The organism is Microbacterium sp. NPDC012755 (genome assembly GCF_042901325.1).
Lineage (GTDB): Bacteria > Actinomycetota > Actinomycetes > Actinomycetales > Microbacteriaceae > Microbacterium > Microbacterium natoriense.
In genome coordinates this window covers 1,309,667-1,329,065 of the sequence record NZ_JBIBCT010000001.1, presented here as the reverse complement: position 1 = coordinate 1,329,065, position 19,399 = coordinate 1,309,667, and the positions used below count along the sequence as shown (strand labels likewise).

Sequence of the window (19,399 nt, the reverse complement as noted above, 5' to 3'; positions counted from 1 at the left end):
CCGCCCCCGCATCCGTCGCCTCAGGCCTACAGGCTCGGCGCGCGGCGCGCGCCCGTCGCCTGCTCGTACGCGTAGGCGTAGGAGATGAGCGAGGCATCGCTCAGCCGGGTCCCGATGAAGGAGATCCCGAGCGGCAGGCCCGACTTCGTGAACCCGGTCGGCACCGTGATATGCGGATAGCCGGCGACCGATGTGTTGCGCGTGCTGCTCTGGAACGGCGGGTGCTCGCCACCCTCCAGCGGGAGCGCCGGCAGGTCGGAGAGGGTGATGATCGCGTCGAGGTCGTGTTCCCGCAACACGTCGTCCACGCTCTCCTGAGCCCACTCGGTCAGGCGCGCACGGTGTGCGCGGTATTCAGGATCATCGAGGTCTCCATCGGTCTCGTCCGCCATGAGGAGATAGTCCTGCTCGAGCGGGCGAGGAAGCTCGATGTCGGCGTTCTCCTGGTTGTAGGCGATCAGCTCCGTGAGATCGCGGGGATGATCGCCGGGTGTGGAGGCGAGGTACCCGTTGAGATCGTGCTTGAACTCGGTGAGGACGGCCGGAAGCAGGTCGGTCTGCAAAAGCGAGCCGATGTCGGCCAGGTCGGCACCTTCGACCACTTCCGCGCCCATACCGCGAATCACCTCGACGGACATGTCGAACGCGTCGTCCGCCTCGTCGTCCATGCCCTCGTGACCCTCCCTCCACACGCCGATGCGGGCACCACGGAGAGCGTTCTGCTCGAGCATCTCGTCGAGATCCTCAGGGAGTCCGCCGTCGACCGAGTCCCCGTCGGCGTCGTCGACGCCAGCGATCACCTGCAGCGTGATGGCCGCGTCGGTGACGGTGCGAGCAATCGGACCGGGCGAGTCATGCTTGCTCGTGATGGGGATGACGCCCGAGCGGCTCACCGTCCCGAGCGTGGGCTTGATTCCGACCGTCGACGCGGATGCTGCGGGGCAGGTGATCGAGCCGTCGGTGTCGGTGCCGATCGTGACCGTGGCGAGCGCTGTGGCCGCAGCCACGGCCGCGCCGCTCGAGGAGCCGCAGGGGTTGCGCTCGAGGTCGTACGGATTCCGGGTCTGCCCGCCGATGGCGCTCCAGCCGGGAATCTGCCGCGAGGAGTAGAAGTTGGACCACTCGGACAGATTGGTCTTGCCGAGGATGATCGCCCCCGCGTCGCGCAGCTTCTGCACGAGGAACGCATCCTGCGCCGGCGTGGATCCGGAGAGTGCGGTCGACCCCGCCGTGGTCGTCTGCTCGTCGGCCGTGTCCATGTTCTCCTTCAGCAGCACGGGGATGCCGTCCAGCGGCCCGCGCGACTCGTGGGAGCGCCGGCGCTCATCACTCTCACGAGCGAGGTCGAGCGCATCAGGGTTGGTCTGCACGATCGCATGGAGACGCGGATTCAGCTCCTCGATCCTGTCGAGGTAGGCCTGGGTCAGTCCTACGGCGTCGAGCTTGTCCTCGTCCATGGCGCGCTGGAGCTCGGGGATGGTCATCTCATCCAGGAACTTCGACATGTCCGTGCCGGGTTTCGGCACTTCCACGCTGACCGTGCATGCCGCCAGCGGCGCGGCCAGACAGGTGACCGCGATCAGGGCCACGGCCCCGCGCAGTCGATTTCGGTTCGACTTGTGCATTGTGCATCTCCTGTCACCGTGTCGGAATGACGACAGCGGGTACGAATCGTGTGGTGTGCTGTCCCGCTTCTCGGTGCGGGATGAGCGCCTGATCGGCGTCTTCTTCGACGGTAGATTCGCGGCGCGGCGGCGACGAGAGAGCCTGACACCACATGAGGGTGTAGCAGGCTGCACTGTTCAGACGGCGGTCGGCACGACCTCGCCGGCGAATCGGTCGCGATCGCCGACGTCGGTCAGAGACGCACGCACGCATGCGAATGCGAGGCATTCCAGGGAGTCGATCACCTTCGCGAGGCGAGTCGCCGACCCGAGCGCGATCGGCAATTCCGTGCACGCGGCCACCAGCACGTCGGCGCCGGCGGAGCGCAGACGCGATGCCGCGGATGCCACCAGGTCCTCCGCCAGAGAGAGTCGTCGACCGCTCTTCACGAACCCGATGGCCTCGTCGATCAGTCGGAATTGGTCGCGGTCCGAGGGGTACACGACCTGGAGGCCCCGGCGAGCCGCCGCCGCGTCGTAGAGCCCGGCCGCCCTGGTGCCTCGCGTGCCCAGGATGCCCACCCGTTCGGCATCCGTGCGGGCGATCCGATCCAGAGTCTCGCCGATCATGTCGATGCAGGCCAGCCCCGTGGCAGCGCGCACCTGGGGCAGGAAGGCATGGGCGGTGTTGCACGGGATCGCGAGGATCTCCGCCCCCGACTTCTCGAGTTTCCTGGCGACTGCCACCATCGCCGGGACCGGCGAGGCCCCGCCACCCACGATCGCCGCCGTACGGTCGGGAATCCGTGGATCGCTCCAGATCACCGTGGGGATGTGATTCTGATCATGATCCGCCGGAGTAGCTCGGACCACGGCCTCATAGAAGCGGGCTGTGGCGAGCGGCCCCATCCCGCCGAGCACGCCGAGGACTCGAGGCTCCCGAAAGCGCGCAAGGGCGAGTGGCGTGGACACGCAACGATCGTCTCCCCCGGCGACGGCAGAGTGTCGGTGCAGCGGAACGAAATCCCGTGACCGTTTCGTCCGAGTGCGGCCGGCGCGACGAGGCCTGACGGCCCGCGCTACGGAACGCAGTGTCGGAGACCGTCACCGGGGATCCCCGCATCCGGAGCCTGAATCCAGGTTGGGGGAGTATGCTGTCCCGTTGGGTCACAAGACCCCTGAGTGCTCGAAAGGCGGTGATGGCGATGTCCGGTGATAGTCACGACGCCGCCTTCGCTGCGTCGCACTCGCCCGCGCGTTGAGCATCCGCTCCGCGTCTCGCAGGCCTGATCTTCCGCAGCCGTCGGCGGCGTCATCCGCACCCGATGGATTCTGCGCACCCGCTCCCTGAGCCGGCGTGCGCCTGCAAGAACGGAGCCGCATCATGGCGCTCATCGACAACGGCGTGTACGTCCACGGACGTCGCGTCGAGACCCCGAAGAACCTGGACGAGACCTACCGCATCCTCGACGCCCACGGGGGCATCGCGTGGATCGGCCTGTACCGGCCGAGCGCGCAGGAGGTGCACTCGGTCGCCCGCGAATTCGACCTGCATCCGCTGGCCGTCGAGGACGCGCTGTCCGGCCACCAGCGCTCCAAGGTCGAGCGCTACGGCGACACGCTGTTCGCGGTGCTGCGGCCCGCCCGCTACCGCGACGAGCAGGAGTCGATCGAGTTCGGCGAGCTGCACCTGTTCATCGGCCCCGACTTCGTCGTGACGATCCGCCACGCCGAGTCGCCGAACCTCGCCGCCGTCCGCCGCCGCATGGAGGCGCACCCCGACCTGCTCTCGATGGGACCGGAGGCGGTGCTCTACGCGATCCTCGACGAGGTCGTCGACGAGTACGAGCCGATCGTCGCCGGGCTGGAGAACGACATCGACGAGATCGAGGACGAGCTGTTCGGCGACAGCGACGACGACGCCCTCTCCCGCCGCATCTACCAGCTCTCCCGCGAGGTCATCGGCTTCCAGCGGGCGGTGCATCCGCTCGCCGGGATGCTGGAGTGGCTGCGCCGCGGGTCGGACAAGTACCGCATCGACGAGGAGCTGCAGCGGTCGCTGCGCGACGTGCTCGACCACGTCATCCGCGTGAACGAGCGCGTGGACTCGTTCCGCGCGATCCTCGACAACGCGCTGACCGTGCACTCGGCGCTGGTGTCGCGGCGGCAGTCCGACGCGAGCCTCGCGCAGAACGACGAGATCAAGAAGATCTCCTCGTGGGCGGCGATCATCTTCGCCCCGACCCTCGTCGGCACCGTGTACGGCATGAACTTCGACGCCATGCCCGAGCTGCACTGGCAGTTCGGCTACCCCCTCGCCATCGGCGCCATGGCCGCGTTCGCGATCGGCCTCTACGGAGTCTTCAAGTACAAGCGCTGGCTCTGACCCGCGCGCGGGCCGGGTCTGCGTTCGCGCGTGGTCAGGCTCTGCGTCTGCGGCGAGATCCCGTGCACTCGCCGAGTGCACGGGATCTCTGCGTGAAAAGCCCGTGCACTCGGCAGGATGCCGTGCACTCAGCAGGTTGCCGGGTACGCGGCAGGACGCGGTGCGCTCACCGGGATGCCGCGCACTCAACAAGATGCGGGGCGCTGTGTGCAGGGCGGGCGGGGCGCGTCAGCGGGAGGTCCGCAGGAGAGGGGTGAGGGCGGCGGCCACGGCGGTCAGCACGGCGGCGGCGATCAGGATGCCGTGCACCCCGGCTGCCGTGTACGCCGCCGCGGCGAGCGCGGGACCCGCGACCGCGCCGAGGTTGAGCGCCACCGTCGCATACGCCCCGCCGAGGACGGGAGCCCCCGACGCCTCGCGCACGATCCGCGAGATCAGGGCCGCGCCGACGGCGAACGACGCAAACCCTCCCGCGAAGGCGCCGACGTGCACCAGGATCGCCGACCCTGAGCTCAGAGCGAACAGCATCCACACCGCGGTCGCCGCGACGGTCCCCCCGACGATCCATGCGCGCTCCCTGCGAGCGGCCGCCCGCGCGGTCGCACTGACCCCGAGGAACGCGCCGACGCCGAACACCGCGAGCAGCAGAGGGATCCACGGCTCGGCGACCCCCGCCTCGGCGCCGACGACGCCCAGGAAGGTGAACACCCCGAAGGTCGCCGCATTGACGAGCACCGCGAGCACGATCGGCACCACCACGCGTCGACGGCGCAGCTCTTCGAGCTCGGAGCGCACACCGGGATGCGCGGCCGGCGCGACCGACTCCAGGGTGCGATCCCTGAGAACAGCGACGACCGCAGGCACGCACAGCAGCACCACGCCCCAGAACGTCGAGCGCCAGCCGAATGCGGCGGCCAGCATCGCTCCGGCCGGCACGCCGACGATCGTCGCGAGCGTGGTGCCCGCGAGCAGCGTCGAGACGGCTCGGGTGGTCAGCGCGGGCGGCACGATCGCCCGCACGGTCGCGAGGGCGATCGCGAGGAACCCGGCGTTGGCCAGGGCCGCGACCACCCGGGTGAGCAGGAGCAGCCAGAACGTCGAGGCCACCGCGCCGACGACGTGCGCGGCGATGAACACCGCCAGCAGCAGCACGAGAGTGAGACGCGGCCGCCAGCGGGATCCGAACACGGCGACCAGTGGAGCGCCGACGACCATCCCGACCGCGAAGGCCGACGTCAGCAGCCCGGCGGTGGCAGGTTCGACGCCGAGGTCGGCGGAGAGCGGGAGGAGGAGTCCGGCGAGCATGAACTCGCTGGTGCCCTGGGCGAAGATCGCCAGGGCGAGGACAGGGATGAGGAACGGCATGAGGCATCCAGACAGGACGAAGCCATCCGCGCCGCACAGGACGGCGGACGGCGAGCGAGAAAGGGTCGACAGAGGATGCGGGGAGCGCACGACGTGCGCTCTCACCCGCAGGCTACGGTCTGTCTGACTCGGGACTCACGGCTCCACCCTAACGCGCAGACGGTGCTGGCCGCCCGTGCGGCGCTAGGCTCGGAGCCGTGCCGAACGCAGAATCCCCCGCCTCCGCAGCATCCGATCTCCGCCGACTCACCGAGGCTCTCGCCGCAGAGACGCCGCTGAACTGGGTCATCACCGGAGACTCCATCACGCACGGACTCGTGCACACCCAGGGCGAGCGCAACTACGCCGAGCACCTGCACGAGCTGATCCGCGGCGAGCTCTCACGCACCCGCGACATCGTGATCAACTCGGCCATCAGCGGCCACCGCATCACCGACATCCTCGGCGACTGGGAGCGACGCATCTCGTCGTGGAAGCCCGACGTGGTCACCCTCATGATCGGCACGAACGACCTGGCGATCGGCGACGACGGGGTCGGTGTCGACCCTGCCGCGTTCGCCGCGTCACTGCACGAGTTCGTCTCCCGCGCGAGGGATCTGGGCGCGATCGTCGTGCTGCAGACCCCGCCGTCGATCGACGTGCCCAACGCCCCCGGACGGGAGAGGCTCGACGAGTTCGCCGACGCGGTCCGTGCGGTCGCCGCCGCCGACGACGTGATCCTCGTCGACCAGCTCGCCCGCTTCACCGCCCTCGGCAACGGCGGGGTCCCGTGGGGGCTCATGGGCGACCCGTTCCACCCCAACGCGGCCGGGCACGCGGCGCTCGCCCTCGAGCTCGCGAACGCTCTCGGCTTCAGCCCCGAGCCGCTGCGCAACCGCACCCTGCCGCTGCTCGCCGCCCGCGTCGCGATGGCGCGCCTCAACCCGTAGCCCCGGCCTCCCGCCGGGTTCAGCTCGCAGCCCGGGCTCGGGCCCGCCGCCGACCGGTTCACAACTCCTCACGGATGGGCCGGATCCCCGCGGATCCGGCCCATCCTGCCCTCGCACTCCGGATTCTTGAGGAGTTGTGAACCTCAGAGCGTCGAGAGGAGCTCCTTCATCTCGGCGATCTCGGCGCCCTGGGCGTCGACGATGCTCTGCGCGAGAGCCACCGCGTCGGGGTTCTGCCCGTTGGCGAGCTGCGACTCCGCCATGTCGATCGCGCCCTCGTGGTGCACGATCATCTGCTCCAGGAACAGCCGCGACGCCTCGGCGCCGGTCGCGTCCTCCAGCGCGGCGAGATCATCGGCGGTCATCATGCCGTCGCCGTGATCCATCTGTCCGCCGGACTCTGCGGACACACCCCAGTCGTCGAGCCACCCCCGCAGCTGCTCGATCTCGGGGGACTGCGCCGCCTTGATGCGCTCGGCGAGGTCGATGACGCGCGGGTCGACGCCCTCCTCGCCGAGCACGAGGTCGGACATCTCGACCGCCTGCTCGTGATGGACGATCATCATGGTCGCGAACATCGCATCGGCGTCGTTCGCGTCGGATGCCGACGACTCGGATGCCGGAGCATCGGATGCCGAGTGGTCCATGCCGGGCATGGAACCTCCCGATCCCGTGGGTGCGCAGCCGGCGAGCGCGATGCCGCCGGCGAGGAGGAGGGCGGCCGCAGCCGCAGTGCTGATCTTCATGTCTGTTCTCTCTGTCTGTGGTTCAGTCGATGCGCGCGACCGCGGGCGCGGTGCGCGTGATGCGGGAGCGCCCGCGGTTCAGGTGCGACTGATGCAGAGGACGATCAGGGAAGGCGGTCGAGGGAACGCCGCATCGGCGAAGTCCTCTCGTGACAGGAGACGGGGCAGCGCGGGATGCAGCCGTCGACGCGCGCGCGGCACGAGGAGCAGGAGCAGGCCGGCGAGGAGCGCGAGCACGCACGCGGTCCACATCCCGCCGCCCGCGTCGCAGTCGGCGCACCCCGACGAGCTGAGGAGAGCGCCCCCGGAGGAAGGTGCGGCGGCGAGCGCATCCGCAGAGACCGAGCCGTACTCGGCGTGCACCCCCACCGTCGGGCCGTGCGTCCCCACCGCCGCAACGTGCACCGGGGCATCGTGCGCCGCCCCTGCTGCCGGGCCGTGCGCCCCCACCGCCGCATGGACCGTGCCGTGCACGTCGAGCGCGTGCATGCCGAGAAGCCCGACGATGACGCCGGTGGCGAGCACGACGGCGAGCAGTGCGCTGCGCACCGCTCGCCGTCGTCTCATCCCTCGATGATACCCCTCTGGGGTATGCGGACTACTGCCTCGACCCGATCTCGTCGATCGGCCGGACGCGCATCGTCGTGATGGTCGCGACCCAGAGCGCGAGAAGCGCGAGCACCGACATCGATCCGATGATGATCCCGCTCATCCCCAGCGGCAGTGCGGGGATCGGACTCCCGCTCACCCCGATGCTCATGCCCATCAGCGGCGGGATCGCGACGGCGACCCCGAACACCGCGGCGATCACGGCGATCAGCACGGCCTCCGTGCGCATCATCGCCCGCACCTGCCGCCGCGACGAGCCGATCAGCTGCAGCAGCGCCAGCTCCCTCGACCTCTCGGCCGTGGCCATGACCAGGGTGTTGATGACCGCGATCGCGATGTACCCGAGGATCACGATCAGCGCCACGAGGTTCACCCAGCCCTGCTGCGACTGCGCATCGGCCCCCGCCGCCTTCTGCCCGCCGACCCCCTGGACCAGCAGTCCCGCGCTCTCGAGCGACTCCCGGACATCGGATGCCGCGCCGTCGGCCACCGCGACGAGCGCGAAGTCCGTGAGAGCGTCCGTCGTGTGCAGGCGCACGGCATCCGCCTCCATCGTGAGGTCGCCGAACCCGAGCCCCCGCTCGTAGGTCGCGACGACCACCGCCTCCAGCGGCGTTCCGTCGCCGAACCGCCCCTTGACGGTGTCGCCGAGGTCGACCCCCAGCGTCTGCACCATGTCGGTGCTCACCGCGACGGCGTGCTCTCCGTCCAGTGCCTCCAGGCCCCCCGACTGCACGCGCAGATCGAGGGTGTCGGACACCGCGTCGGGGGCGATCCCCTGCAGCGTGTGCTCGCCGATCATCGGAGAGCCGTCGAGATCGCGGTAGTCGAGCGCCGCCATGCTCACCGTCACCGGGTTCACCTGGGTCACCCCCGGCACGTCGGAGACGACGCCGAGCGCACCCGTCGAGATCCCCGCCTGCGCGCTCACGCGCAGATCCGCGGTGACGCCGGCCTCCGCCTGCGCCGCGGCCTCCGCCGCGACGATCGCCGGAGCGCCGACCTGCACGAGGCCGAGGCCGATCCCCAGCGCCAGCGGGAGGATGGCGCTGGCCATCCGCCGGCTGTTCGCGATGCTGTTCTCGGCCGCGAGGAACCCCGCGGCCGTCGTGCGCCGCAGCACCGCACCGAGCAGCCGCATCACGAGACCGACGAGCCACGGGCCGAGCACGGCGAGCGCGATGATGAGCACCATCGCCGCTCCCGCTGCGGCGCCCCTGGCGTACTCGCCGCGTGCGACGAGCGGCACGGTCGACAGCGAGACCCCCGCCGCCGCGAGCACGATGCCCACGATGATCCGCGGCAGGCCGATGCTCCGGGCCCCGGTGGCCGACTCGCGCAGAGCCTCGACCGGGTCGAGCCGCGCCGGTCTCCGCGCGGCGATGGCCGCCGCACCCCAGGCGGAGCCGAGCACGAGCAGGAGCGCGCCGGCGGCGGGGATGGGACTGATCGCCAGCGCGAAGTCACCGGGGATCACCCCGCCCTGCACGAACGCCGTCTGCAGCGCCGTCGAGAGCAGGTAGCCGGGCAGGATGCCGAGCACCGCCGCGACCCCCGCGACCGAGAGCACCTCTCGTGCGATCAGGGAGTGCACCTGACGCGGGCTCGCTCCGACCGCGCGGAGCAGGGCGAAGTCGCGACGCCGCGCCTGCACCGACAGGGACAGCGTGCCCGCGACGATGAACAGCGCGACCAGGATGCAGGTGCCGACGAACGCGCTGCCGATCGCGATGAGCGTCATGCGCGCGGCGCCGGAGTCGAGGAACTCGATGTCGCCGCGTCCTGCTCCGGTCTGCGCGCTGAGCCCGGGGACGGCGGCTCTGATCGCCTCGGCGACCTCGTCGGGCGCCGCACCCTCGGCCACGAAGACGCCGAGCACCTGCGCGGCGCCGCCGTGGGGATCGAGCTCGGCGATGCGATCGTCGGAGAGATACGCGTGCTGTGCTCGGGTGGCGGCATCCGTCTCCGCGAGCACGCCGACGACGCGGTACTCCGCGCGCTCTCCGCCGTGGGCGAGGAGGACGGTCACGCCGACATCGACGCCGGGACCGGCGACCATGACGACCTCGTCCTCGGCCTCAGGGGCCCGCCCGTCGCGCAGCGCGACGGCGGACAGCGCAGTCGCCGACCACGGGTGCGCCTCGACGACGAGGCCCGCAGCGTCGACGAGTGGCACCGTGACGTCGGCCACCATGCTCGCCACGCCGGGCACCGCGGCGACGGCATCCGCCGCCCCGTCTGAGAGCACCGCCCGCTCCGGAAGGGAGATCGGGAGGTCCCCCGACGGCGGCACCGGAACGCCGTCCGGCACCCCGGGCGGCGGCTCGGCGGGGGCGGTCGACTCGGCCTGCTGGGAGGCGCCGACGACCACGTCGACCTGCGTGTAGCGCTCAGGGGCGAGTCCACCGCGGATGCCGGACTCGACGAGCACGCCGAGGCCCGTGACGAGCATCGTCGCGACGAAGATGGCCACCGCCACTCCGACGAAGCCGCCGCGATGGAAGCGGACGTCTGCGCGCACGAGTCGCCCCATGCGCAGGGGCGCGGCGCCCATCACCACTCCCCGAGCGAGCTCATGCGCTCGGTGATCCGGGCGGGCGTGGCTCCGTCGAGGTGGCCGGCGAAGGCTCCATCGGCGAGGAAGATCACACGGTCGGCGTGCGAGGCGACGACGGGGTCGTGCGTGACCATCACCACGGTCTGCCCCAGGGACTTCGTCATGTGCGCGAGGAGGTCGAGCACCTGCGCACCCGCGCGCGAGTCGAGCGCTCCGGTCGGCTCGTCGCCGAAGAGCACGTGCGGACGCGTGATGAGCGCCCTGGCGATCGCCACACGCTGCTGCTGACCGCCGGAGAGCTCGGAGGGCCTCCGCCGCCGCTGCTCGACGAGTCCGACCGACTCCACGAGGAAGTCGAGCCACGCCCGATCGAGGGGGCGGCCGGCGAGGCGCAGCGGAAGCGTGATGTTGTCGTCGACGTCGAGCGCGGGCAGCAGGTTGTACGCCTGGAAGACGAAGCCGATGTGGTCGCGGCGGAACGCCGTCAGCGCGGCGGCGCGCATCCCGGAGATCTCAGTGCCGCCGAGCCGCACCGATCCGCTGGTCGGACGGTCGAGACCGGCGGCGCTGTGCAGCAGCGTGCTCTTGCCGGAGCCCGACGGCCCCATGATCGCGGTGAAGGTCCCCTGCCCGAGGACGAGGTCGATACCCCGCAGCGCGGTGACCTTGCCTGGTCCCGATCCGTAGGACTTGACGACGCCGTCGAGGCGGAGCGCCTCGGTCACGACTGCGGGGGCGGAGGCGGATGCCTGAAGTGGAGAAGTCATGCTTCGACGTTAGGAAGACCGCGCGCGGCATCCCATCCTGCGGGGCACCGGATGGATGGTGGAGCCAGCTGTACCGTGCCGGTTCGGGTTGTCCGTCAGACTGGCACAGTGAAAGATGGACGGATGCGGCGCTGGCTGCGCGACTGGGCGTTCGTCGCGGTCGACACCGCGGCATCCCTCGGCTCCCTCCTGCTCTTCTGCATCGGACTCGTCCTGCTCCCCCTGATGCTCATCACGGGCGGAGTCCTGCTGCTGCCGCAGTTCGTGCGGATCCTGCACAGGTGGAGCGATGTGAACCGCCGCCGCGTGGGGCGCTACCGGGGTGAGGACATCCCGTCGCCGGGCGGGACCCTGCACCGCGGCGCGACCATCGACGAGCGCCTGCGCTTCTCGTTCTCCCCCGCCGCGGGCCGCGAAGCCCTCTGGCTCACGGTGCACGCGCTGCCGATGATGTTCGTGTCGATCGTGACGATCGCGCTCCCCATCGGCGTGGTCCAGTCGCTCGCCATCCCGTTCTACTGGCAGCTCGCTCCGGCCGACGAGCCGATCGTGTTCGCCTTCCCCGTCACGTCCTGGCAGTCCGCGGCTCTCATGCCGCTGGTCGGCGTCATCTACGGCCTCATCTCGTGGGCGCTGATCCCCGCCATTGCCCGTCTCTTCTCCCTGATCTCGGCGCGGATGCTCACAGCCCCCCGCCGGTCTCTGCTCGCCGAGCGGGTCGACGCCCTGACCCTGAGCCGCGCCGCCGCGCTCGACGCTCACGGCGCCGAGCTGCGGAGGATCGAGCGCGACCTGCACGACGGCGCGCAGAACCGGCTGGTGAACGTCGTCATGATGCTCGGCATCGCGGAGCGCGCCCTCGAGACCGGCGCGACGGATGCCGTCGAGCAGGTGCGCCGCGCGCAGGATGCCGCGACGGACGCCCTCGCGGGACTCCGCCGCACGGTGCACGACATCTATCCGCCGATCCTCGACGAGCTCGGACTCGAAGGAGCGCTCGCGTCCCTCGCCGGACGCAGCGCCGTGCCGTGCACGCTGGAGTCGTCAGACGTGGGCCGGGTGCCGGCGGCCGTGGAGTCGGCGAGCTACTTCGTCGTCGCCGAGGCCCTCACCAACGTGAACAAGTACAGCGACGCGGCGAGCGCGTCCGTGCGGGTGCGACGCGACGGCGACCTGTTGGAGATCACCGTCACGGACGACGGCGGCGGTGGGGCGATCGAACGCCCCGGCGGAGGTCTCGCCGGCATCCGACGACGCATCGAGGCGTTCGAGGGCACGATGGACCTGACGAGCCCCGCGGGCGGGCCGACGACTCTGAGAGCGGAGATGCTGTGCGGATCGTGATCGCGGAGGACGACACCCTGCTCCGGGAGGGGCTGGCGCTGCTGCTGCGCAGCGAGGGCTTCGACGTGGTCGCGGCCGTCGACAACGGCGACGACTTCCTGGCGCTGCTCGAGGATGCCGACGCCGCCGTCCTCGACGTGCGGATGCCGCCGACCTTCACCAGTGAGGGCCTGAAGGCGGCGGCGGAGGCACGCCGCCGTCGCCCCGGCTTCCCCGTGCTCGTCCTCTCCGCCTACGTGGAGGACCGCTACGCCGGAGAGCTGCTCGCGGCGGGCGCCGACGGGCTGGGCTACCTGCTCAAGGAGCGGGTGGGCAAGGTCGCCTCGTTCGTCGACGCCCTTCGCCGCGTGGCGGCGGGCGGGACGGTCATGGACCCCGAGGTCATCTCCCAGCTCATGAGCCGACGCCGTGCCGATGATCCGGTGCAGACGCTCACTCCGCGCGAGCGGGAGGTGCTCGGGCTCATGGCCGAGGGTCTCGACAACCTCACGATCGCGAGCCGGCTGTTCGTCACCGAGACCGCGGTGAGCAAGCACATCGGCAACATCTTCGCGAAGCTCGGTCTCGCCGCCAGCGACAGCGGACACCGTCGCGTGCTCGCCGTCCTGGCGTACCTGCGCAGCTGACGGCATCCGCCCTCCCCTCCGCCGCCTGCGGAGGTCTCTTCTGCGACCCTTCGAGCTCGTCGAAAAAAGTTTGGTATTCGGTGTTGCTAAGTACCGGTACTCAGTGTTACTTTGTACTGGTACCCAGCAACACTGAGTACCGAAGACCGAGACAGAAGAGAGAAAGGAGGACCTGATGGGCAAGCAGATGACCGAGATGCTCAAGGGCACTCTGGAGGGCATCGTTCTGGCCCTCCTCGCCGAGCAGCCGGCATACGGGTACGAGATCACCACACGAATCCGCGACCACGGGTTCACCGACATCGCCGAGGGCACGATCTACGCACTCCTCGTGCGCATCGAGCAGAAGAACCTCGTCGACGTCGAGAAGGTTCCGAGCGAGAAGGGCCCGCCCCGCAAGGTGTACACCCTGAACGCGCAGGGCCGGCAGGAGCTCGACGAGTTCTGGAAGACCTGGGACTTCCTCAAGACGCACATCGAACAGCTGAACAGCACGAACACACACGACAAGGAGAACTGACATGGCCGCGAAGTGGATCGAGATGATCACCGGATCGCTCGAAGAGAAGAAGCAGTACAAGCAGGCGCAGGCCCGCATCAACGCCCTCCCCGAGCCGTATCGCGAGATGGCCAAGGCCCAGCAGCGCTACAACATGTACTACGGGGGCATCACCGACGGCGACACCATCGTGAAGATGTTCCTCGACATCGCCGACATGTGGGAGCGGGCCGCACTCGACGGCACTCCCGTCAGCGCGATCGTCGGCGACGACCCGGTCGAGTTCGCGGAGAACTACGCCGCGGCCTACGGCGGACGACAGTGGATCGACAAGGAGCGCGGGCGCCTCATCAAGGCGTTCGACGACGCGAAGAAGAAGGAGAACCGATCATGACCACCCCCGCCATCTCGGTGCGCGGCATCGAGAAGTCCTACAAGGACCTGCACGTGCTCCGCGGCGTCGACTTCGAGGTCGCCTCCGGGTCGATCTTCGCGCTGCTCGGCTCCAACGGCGCCGGCAAGACCACCATGGTCCGCATCCTCTCCACCCTGCTGAAGTCGGATGCCGGCACCGCCACGGTGCAGGGCGTCGACGTCGCCGCAGACCCCCTCAAGGTGCGCGAGTCGATCAGCCTCACCGGCCAGTTCGCCGCGGTCGACGAGATCCTCACCGGACACGAGAACCTCGTGCTCGTCGCGAAGCTGCGGCACCTGAAGAACCCGGGCGCCGTCGCCGACGACCTGCTCGCGAAGTTCCGACTGACGGATGCCGGGTCCCGCAAGGTCGGCACCTACTCCGGCGGCATGCGCCGCCGGCTGGACATCGCGATGAGCCTGGTCGGACACCCCGAGGTCATCTACCTCGACGAGCCGACCACCGGCCTCGACCCCGAGGCGCGCATCGAGGTGTGGGACGTCGTCCGCTCCCTCGCCGACAGCGGCACCACGGTGCTGCTCACCACGCAGTACCTCGACGAGGCCGAACAGCTCGCCGACCGCATCGCGATCCTCCACGAGGGCCGCATCATCGCCAACGGCACCCTCGCCGACCTCAAGAAGCTGCTCCCCGCAGCCACGGTCGAGTACGTCGAGAAGCAGCCGACCCTCGAGGAGATCTTCCTCACGCTGGTCGGCACCACCGGAAAGGAGAACGCAGCATGAGCACGCACTTCGTCGCCGACACCGCGACGCTCACCGGCCGCTCCATGCGGCACATCTTCCGCAGCGCCGACACCATCATCACCACGGCGGTCACCCCGATCGCGCTGATGCTGCTGTTCGTGTACGTCTTCGGCGGAGCCCTCAAGCAGAGCACCGGCACCGAGAACTACGTCAACTACCTGCTCCCCGGCATCCTGCTGATCGCGATCGCGTCGGGCATCGCCTACACGGCGTTCCGGCTGTTCACCGACATGCAGTCGGGCATCTTCGAGCGGTTCCACTCCATGCCGATCGCCCGATCGAGCGTGCTGTGGGCGCATGTGCTCACCTCGCTCGTCGCGAACGGCATCACCCTGGCGATCATCTTCGCGGTCGGCTTCCTCATGGGCTTCCGCACAGGGGCGAGCGTGTTCGCGTGGCTCGGGGTCATCGGCATCCTGCTGCTGTTCACCCTCGCGCTCACCTGGCTCGCGATCATCGCGGGGCTCAGCGCGAAGACGACCGACGGAGCGAGCGCCTTCTCGTACCCGCTCATCTTCCTGCCGTTCATCAGCTCGGCCTTCGTGCCCACCGACACGATGCCGGGGCCGGTGCGCTGGTTCGCCGAGAACCAGCCGGTGACCTCGATCGTCAACACGATCCAGGCGCTGTTCGCCGAGAAGCCCGTCGGGAACGACATCTGGGTGGCACTCGCCTGGTGCGTCGGCATCCTCGTCGTCGGCTACGTGTTCGCGATCATCGCGTACCGCAAGAAGATCAGTTGACCTCGCCCAGCGAGACGGAACGCTCCGCCCGGGGATACTCCCCGGACGGGGCGTTTCGCCGCGCTCGGCGGCGTGCGGTCACGTCCCGCCCGGTCGGGTCCCGACACGTCGGGTCTGGTCGCGTCGTGTCCCGACGCGTCGGGAGGAGAACTCGCGTTCGGGCTGAGACCTGAGCCGGATTCCTCAGCCCGAGAAAGAGATCTCCTCCCGAACACGCGCTCACCCCGTGGCGGAGAGCGGATGCCGCGGCCTCACACCGTCCGCAGGGCCGTGGTCGGCGACAGCCGCGCCGCGCTCACGGCGGGGTAGAGGCCGGCGACGACGCCGACCGCGAGCGCCACGAGCGGCCCGCCGACCAGCACGACGAGCGGGATCGACGCCGCCTGCCCCTGGATCGCGGCGTAGACGAACACCCCGACCCCGCCGAGCAGCATGCCGACCAGTCCGCCGAGCCCGCCCAGCACCAGAGCCTCGCCGACGAACTGCCCCGCGATCTGCCCCGAGCGTGCGCCGAGCGCCCGTCGCAGCCCGATCTCCCCTCGACGCTCCAGCACGGTGACCACCATGGTGTTCGCGATGCCGATCCCGCCGACCAGCAGCGCGATCGCCGCGAGGCCGACCGCGAGGCCCGACAGCGAGTCGTCCGCGGTCTCCCGGGCTCCGGCGAGATCGCCGAGTCCCATGACCTGCACGTAGTCGGATGCCGGGTTGGCTGCGCGCGCGACGGCGTCGCGCACATCCGCTCCCGTCCCGCCGTCCGCCATCCGGACGTAGATCGACGCGATGGTGTTCTTCTCGCCATCCGCCGACACGTGCTCAGCGGCCCAGCGGTCGCCGAGGAACGCCGAGGCGTCGATCGACTCGGCGAGACCCGCCGAGTCCAGGATGCCGATCACCGTGTACCACTGCTCACCGATCCACACCCGCACACCGGGCTCGGTGATCCCCATGCGCGCCGCCGCCGCGGCTCCGAGCACCGTGACCGGAAGGGAGCGCGTCGACTCGTCGAACCACTCCCCCTCGGCCACCGACCCCTCCACCGACGACAGGAAGTCCGGGCTCGCCGCGTACGCCGTCAGCCCGTTGCCCTGGCTCTTCGCGATCAAGTCGTTGCGGTACACACCGACCCCGTCGGGCACGCTCTGCAGCACGCCGACCTCCTCGACGCCGTCGACCCGGTCGATCATGCCCGCGGCCGACTGGGGCAGCGGCACCGGCTTGTCATCGGGACCGTATCCCGGCTGGACGACGAGCATGTCCGCGCCGAGCGCGTCGAGCTTGGCGAGCAGCGCCGCCTGATTCGACGCCGCGATACCCGTGATCGCGGTGAGAGCCGCGATCCCGACCGCCACGCCGAGCGCCGAGAGCGCCGTGCGCATCTTGCGGCTGCGTGGACCGATGAGCGCGGTGCGGATGCTGTCGAGCGCGCTGAGCCTCGGCATCCTCTCCCCTGAACGCCGCTTCATCGTGCTGCTCCTTCCAGGACCAGGGCCCCGGTGTCGCTGAGGATGCGCCCGTCGTGGATGCTCACCTGACGCTGCGTGCGGGCGGCGATGTGCGCATCGTGGGTGATGATCACCACCGCGGTTCCGGACTCGGAGATAGAGGTGAGCAGTTCGAGGATGCGCTCGCCCGTGGTCGAGTCCAGGGCGCCGGTCGGCTCGTCGGCGAACAGCACCGACGGATCGCCGACGACCGCCCTGGCGATCGCGACGCGCTGCTGCTCGCCGCCCGACAGCTGACCGGGCCGGTGCCGCATGCGCGCACCCAACCCCACCCGTTCGAGCGCGACCGCGGCCCTCGACGCCCGCTCCGCCGCAGGCACCCCGGAGTAGAGCAGCCCCAGTGCGACGTTGTCGAGCGCGCTCAGCGCCGGCAGCAGGAAGAACTGCTGGAAGACGAACCCGATCCGCCGCGCGCGCAGGGCGGCGCGCTCGCGCTCCCCCAGCCTCGCGACGTCCGTGCCGTCGATCAGCACGGTGCCGCTCGTCGGATCGTCGAGGGTGCCCATGATCGCAAGCATCGTGCTCTTGCCCGACCCCGACGCCCCCACCACCGACACGAGCTCACCGCTCCCGATGGCCAGGTCGACCCCGTGCAGCACGCGCAGCGGCGGGCTGCCCGGATACTCCTTGACGACGTCGACCAGTTCGACGACCGTTCCGGGCATCACTGGGCCACCACCACGGCGTCGCCCTCGGCGAGGTCTCCCCCGACGATCTGCACCCGGGCGTCGGCGATCAGCCCGACCTCGACCGCCACCCGCTCGACCTTCCCGTTCTTGCGGAGCACGTCGACCGCATAGCCGCCGTCGGCGGTGGCGACCAGCGCGGTCACCGGGACCACGAGCGCGTCCTTGACCTCGTCGGCCGCGAGCACGACCTTCACGGCACGAAGGCCGATGCCCTGCGCGGCCGCGGGGTCGGCCAGATCGACCAGCGCGGTGGGCGGCGTCGTCTCGCCCTCCTTCTCCGTCGGCTGCCCGCCGGGGTCGATCGACGTGATCGTCGCCGGAACCTCGGTGCCGTCGGGGAGCACGACCTTCACCGCCGTCCCCGGCAGGATCTCCCTCGCCTGCGCATCCGTGAGCTTCGCCACCACGCGCAGGGTCGTGCCCGTGTAGCTGAGCGGGCTGGAGCCGGCGGGGTCGCCCAGGTGGGCCTTCACCGCATCGACCCGCACCGAGGCATCGGCGATCGCGACGACGTCCCCCAGCTTCACGACGCCGTCCTTCGCCATCCCCAGCGACTTCTGCCAGGCCTTGACCGCAGCCTCCGTGACCTGCGTGAACTCGTCGTCGACCGTCAGGTTCTTGCCGAAGCCGAGGTCGGCGAGCGCCTGCTCCAGCTGACGCACGTCGGGCCCCTTCTCCACACCCAGGCCGAGATCCCGCCAGAACGGCCGGTCGCCGCGCACCGCGATCACCGGCTTGCCGTCGACCTCGTAGAGCGCCTGACCGACGCCCACCACATCGCCGGCCTTCGGCAGACGGGTGACGGTGCCTCCGCGCCCGGGGAGGTCGATGGATGCGCCGTAGCTGAGGCTGCCGTTCAGACGCAGGTCGGAGGTGAGCGTGGTGAGCTCGGCGATGGCCGTGACCGGCTTCTTGCCCTCGTCAGGACTCTCGGCGGCGGACCGCCAGGGCTGCAGCACGGCGAGCGCCACCCCCGCAGCGGCGACGAGCGCGAGGGGCGTCAGCACCCAGGCCACCCGGCGGCTCATTCGCCGCCCTCCGCGGGAACGACGGTCGTCGCCATGAACCCGCCCTTGAAGAACTCGCTCACCACGGCGAACCAGTCGAAGTCGAGCGCCTCGATGCTCTTCTGGGAGATCGCCGGCGGCATCTCGCCCATCGCGTCCTTGCACGACGTGAGCAGCTCCCTGGCCTCGTCTTCGGTGATGCCCGCCGGGAGCTCCAGCATGCCGTCGGCATCCGGATCGGCGAAGTCCGCGTACCCGTTCTCCCTGGCGCACTCGGCGAACTTCAAGCTCGCCTCGATCATGTCCTTCGCGGAGAACGCCTTGGCGCCCTCGGCCATCGAAATGTCCGGTTCGGGCTGCGAGAACTCCGGGACCTTCTTCTCGCAGGTCTCCCACGCCTCCCGCTGGCCGCCGTCCTCCGGGTAGCCGTCTGCGGTGGTCGACGCCAGCCACATGCCGTCCTCGTCGGTCGTGACCATGGTCATGCCGAGGTTCTCGCCCTCTCCCGTGCTGAGCGTCGCCGACCCGCTTTCCATGCTCTCCATCGGGGAGTCGCCGGGAGCATCGGGCATGAGCATGCCCACCTGCCCGCCCTCGAGGATCTTCGCGGTCTGCCCCTCCCCGGTGAGGCATGTCACGAAACGCGCCGCTGCGGCGTCGTTCGCGGCATCCCCCTTGCCCTGTCCCTCCGGAGCCGCGCAGGCGGCGAGCACGATGACCGCCGCGATGGCGGGGATCACCGCCAAGGAGCGGCGCTTCTTCACATCGACCATGACATTTCCCTTTCTCCCGGCCGCGGCTCGTCCACGACTCCGCAGTCAGTTCTATGGAGGCGGTGGTT

The 19,399-nt window shown here is 70.2% G+C and carries 19 protein-coding genes; 8 read left to right on the top strand and 11 right to left on the bottom strand.

Annotated features, from left to right (window positions below; translation table 11 throughout):
- Positions 1–26: 26 nt before the first annotated feature.
- The gene (locus ACFY5A_RS06335) at positions 27–1,625 is read right to left on the bottom strand and encodes an amidase family protein (protein ID WP_387232445.1); all 1,599 of its coding nucleotides are present in this window, start codon (positions 1,623–1,625) and stop codon (positions 27–29) included.
- Positions 1,626–1,802: 177 nt separating this feature from the next.
- Positions 1,803–2,525, bottom strand: coding sequence for an aspartate/glutamate racemase family protein (locus ACFY5A_RS06330; protein ID WP_387235897.1), 723 nt, complete (start codon positions 2,523–2,525; stop codon positions 1,803–1,805).
- A 463-nt stretch (positions 2,526–2,988) separates the two neighbouring features.
- Between ACFY5A_RS06330 and corA the strand changes: the two genes are divergently transcribed.
- Positions 2,989–3,990, top strand: coding sequence for a magnesium/cobalt transporter CorA (gene corA / locus ACFY5A_RS06325; RefSeq protein ID WP_105677228.1), 1,002 nt, complete (start codon positions 2,989–2,991; stop codon positions 3,988–3,990).
- 228 nt (positions 3,991–4,218) lie between these two features.
- On the opposite strand, the gene ACFY5A_RS06320 is transcribed toward corA, so the two are convergent.
- On the bottom strand, positions 4,219–5,355 hold the full coding sequence (locus ACFY5A_RS06320) for an MFS transporter (RefSeq protein WP_387232443.1): 1,137 nt from the start codon (positions 5,353–5,355) through the stop codon (positions 4,219–4,221).
- A 197-nt stretch (positions 5,356–5,552) separates the two neighbouring features.
- Here ACFY5A_RS06320 and ACFY5A_RS06315 point away from each other — a divergent pair, with 197 nt between their 5' ends.
- A complete protein-coding gene (locus tag ACFY5A_RS06315; protein WP_387232441.1) occupies positions 5,553–6,284 on the top strand; it encodes an SGNH/GDSL hydrolase family protein in 732 nt (243 codons plus the stop codon).
- A 143-nt stretch (positions 6,285–6,427) separates the two neighbouring features.
- On the opposite strand, the gene ACFY5A_RS06310 is transcribed toward ACFY5A_RS06315, so the two are convergent.
- The 4 genes from ACFY5A_RS06310 to ACFY5A_RS06295 all read right to left on the bottom strand — a co-directional run bounded on the left by ACFY5A_RS06310 (position 6,428) and on the right by ACFY5A_RS06295 (position 10,963).
- A complete protein-coding gene (locus tag ACFY5A_RS06310; protein ID WP_387232439.1) occupies positions 6,428–7,030 on the bottom strand; it encodes a DUF305 domain-containing protein in 603 nt (200 codons plus the stop codon).
- Between the two features lie 78 nt (positions 7,031–7,108).
- Positions 7,109–7,597, bottom strand: a complete 489-nt coding sequence (locus ACFY5A_RS06305) for a hypothetical protein (protein WP_387232437.1) — start codon at positions 7,595–7,597, stop codon at positions 7,109–7,111.
- A gap of 31 nt (positions 7,598–7,628) precedes the next feature.
- The gene (locus ACFY5A_RS06300; protein WP_387232435.1) at positions 7,629–10,193 is read right to left on the bottom strand and encodes an FtsX-like permease family protein; all 2,565 of its coding nucleotides are present in this window, start codon (positions 10,191–10,193) and stop codon (positions 7,629–7,631) included.
- Positions 10,193–10,963, bottom strand: a complete 771-nt coding sequence (locus ACFY5A_RS06295) for an ABC transporter ATP-binding protein (protein ID WP_341940655.1) — start codon at positions 10,961–10,963, stop codon at positions 10,193–10,195. The genes ACFY5A_RS06300 and ACFY5A_RS06295 overlap by 1 nt, the downstream gene beginning before the upstream one ends.
- A gap of 108 nt (positions 10,964–11,071) precedes the next feature.
- On the opposite strand from ACFY5A_RS06295, the gene ACFY5A_RS06290 reads away from it, so the two are divergent.
- From ACFY5A_RS06290 to ACFY5A_RS06265, 6 genes are all read left to right on the top strand, one after another.
- The gene (locus ACFY5A_RS06290; RefSeq protein ID WP_223587366.1) at positions 11,072–12,307 is read left to right on the top strand and encodes a sensor domain-containing protein; all 1,236 of its coding nucleotides are present in this window, start codon (positions 11,072–11,074) and stop codon (positions 12,305–12,307) included.
- Positions 12,295–12,933 carry a response regulator transcription factor gene (locus ACFY5A_RS06285; RefSeq protein ID WP_105675719.1) on the top strand — a complete coding sequence of 213 codons (639 nt, stop codon included), beginning with the start codon at positions 12,295–12,297 and terminating at the stop codon, positions 12,931–12,933. Before ACFY5A_RS06290 ends, ACFY5A_RS06285 begins: the two co-directional genes overlap by 13 nt.
- A 175-nt stretch (positions 12,934–13,108) precedes the next feature.
- Positions 13,109–13,453 carry a PadR family transcriptional regulator gene (locus tag ACFY5A_RS06280; protein WP_341940656.1) on the top strand — a complete coding sequence of 115 codons (345 nt, stop codon included), beginning with the start codon at positions 13,109–13,111 and terminating at the stop codon, positions 13,451–13,453.
- 1 nt (position 13,454) lies between these two features.
- Entirely contained in the window at positions 13,455–13,826 is a 372-nt protein-coding gene (locus tag ACFY5A_RS06275) for a DUF1048 domain-containing protein (protein ID WP_105675723.1), read from the top strand.
- Positions 13,823–14,593, top strand: coding sequence for an ATP-binding cassette domain-containing protein (locus tag ACFY5A_RS06270; protein WP_344013548.1), 771 nt, complete (start codon positions 13,823–13,825; stop codon positions 14,591–14,593). The genes ACFY5A_RS06275 and ACFY5A_RS06270 overlap by 4 nt, the downstream gene beginning before the upstream one ends.
- Positions 14,590–15,357 carry an ABC transporter permease gene (locus ACFY5A_RS06265; RefSeq protein WP_105675727.1) on the top strand — a complete coding sequence of 256 codons (768 nt, stop codon included), beginning with the start codon at positions 14,590–14,592 and terminating at the stop codon, positions 15,355–15,357. The genes ACFY5A_RS06270 and ACFY5A_RS06265 overlap by 4 nt, the downstream gene beginning before the upstream one ends.
- 251 nt (positions 15,358–15,608) lie before the next feature.
- Here the strand turns inward: ACFY5A_RS06265 and ACFY5A_RS06260 are convergent, their stop codons facing one another.
- Genes ACFY5A_RS06260 through ACFY5A_RS06245 form a run of 4 tightly spaced genes read right to left on the bottom strand, consistent with a single transcriptional unit; the run spans position 15,609 to position 19,331 of the window.
- A complete protein-coding gene (locus ACFY5A_RS06260) occupies positions 15,609–16,823 on the bottom strand; it encodes an ABC transporter permease (protein ID WP_387232432.1) in 1,215 nt (404 codons plus the stop codon).
- Positions 16,820–17,527, bottom strand: coding sequence for an ABC transporter ATP-binding protein (locus ACFY5A_RS06255; RefSeq protein ID WP_387232430.1), 708 nt, complete (start codon positions 17,525–17,527; stop codon positions 16,820–16,822). Before ACFY5A_RS06255 ends, ACFY5A_RS06260 begins: the two co-directional genes overlap by 4 nt.
- Positions 17,527–18,579: an efflux RND transporter periplasmic adaptor subunit gene (locus tag ACFY5A_RS06250; RefSeq protein WP_387232428.1), complete on the bottom strand. Its 1,053-nt coding sequence runs from the start codon at positions 18,577–18,579 to the stop codon at positions 17,527–17,529. The genes ACFY5A_RS06255 and ACFY5A_RS06250 overlap by 1 nt, the downstream gene beginning before the upstream one ends.
- Positions 18,576–19,331, bottom strand: coding sequence for a hypothetical protein (locus ACFY5A_RS06245; RefSeq protein WP_387232426.1), 756 nt, complete (start codon positions 19,329–19,331; stop codon positions 18,576–18,578). The genes ACFY5A_RS06250 and ACFY5A_RS06245 overlap by 4 nt, the downstream gene beginning before the upstream one ends.
- Positions 19,332–19,399: the final 68 nt, after the last annotated feature.

What these genes read in the sequence shown, in the direction of transcription:
- ACFY5A_RS06255 (WP_387232430.1), bottom strand. Translation starts at nt 17,527, where the DNA reads ATGCCCGGAACGGTCGTCGAACTGGTCGACGTCGTCAAGGAGTATCCG.
- ACFY5A_RS06250 (WP_387232428.1), bottom strand. Translation starts at nt 18,579, where the DNA reads ATGAGCCGCCGGGTGGCCTGGGTGCTGACGCCCCTCGCGCTCGTCGCC.
- ACFY5A_RS06310 (WP_387232439.1), bottom strand. Translation starts at nt 7,030, where the DNA reads ATGAAGATCAGCACTGCGGCTGCGGCCGCCCTCCTCCTCGCCGGCGGC.
- ACFY5A_RS06320 (WP_387232443.1), bottom strand. Translation starts at nt 5,355, where the DNA reads ATGCCGTTCCTCATCCCTGTCCTCGCCCTGGCGATCTTCGCCCAGGGC.
- ACFY5A_RS06280 (WP_341940656.1), top strand. Translation starts at nt 13,109, where the DNA reads ATGGGCAAGCAGATGACCGAGATGCTCAAGGGCACTCTGGAGGGCATC.
- ACFY5A_RS06270 (WP_344013548.1), top strand. Translation starts at nt 13,823, where the DNA reads ATGACCACCCCCGCCATCTCGGTGCGCGGCATCGAGAAGTCCTACAAG.
- ACFY5A_RS06335 (WP_387232445.1), bottom strand. Translation starts at nt 1,625, where the DNA reads ATGCACAAGTCGAACCGAAATCGACTGCGCGGGGCCGTGGCCCTGATC.
- ACFY5A_RS06265 (WP_105675727.1), top strand. Translation starts at nt 14,590, where the DNA reads ATGAGCACGCACTTCGTCGCCGACACCGCGACGCTCACCGGCCGCTCC.
- ACFY5A_RS06305 (WP_387232437.1), bottom strand. Translation starts at nt 7,597, where the DNA reads ATGAGACGACGGCGAGCGGTGCGCAGCGCACTGCTCGCCGTCGTGCTC.
- ACFY5A_RS06295 (WP_341940655.1), bottom strand. Translation starts at nt 10,963, where the DNA reads ATGACTTCTCCACTTCAGGCATCCGCCTCCGCCCCCGCAGTCGTGACC.
- ACFY5A_RS06300 (WP_387232435.1), bottom strand. Translation starts at nt 10,193, where the DNA reads ATGGGCGCCGCGCCCCTGCGCATGGGGCGACTCGTGCGCGCAGACGTC.
- ACFY5A_RS06245 (WP_387232426.1), bottom strand. Translation starts at nt 19,331, where the DNA reads ATGGTCGATGTGAAGAAGCGCCGCTCCTTGGCGGTGATCCCCGCCATC.
- ACFY5A_RS06275 (WP_105675723.1), top strand. Translation starts at nt 13,455, where the DNA reads ATGGCCGCGAAGTGGATCGAGATGATCACCGGATCGCTCGAAGAGAAG.
- corA (WP_105677228.1), top strand. Translation starts at nt 2,989, where the DNA reads ATGGCGCTCATCGACAACGGCGTGTACGTCCACGGACGTCGCGTCGAG.
- ACFY5A_RS06260 (WP_387232432.1), bottom strand. Translation starts at nt 16,823, where the DNA reads ATGAAGCGGCGTTCAGGGGAGAGGATGCCGAGGCTCAGCGCGCTCGAC.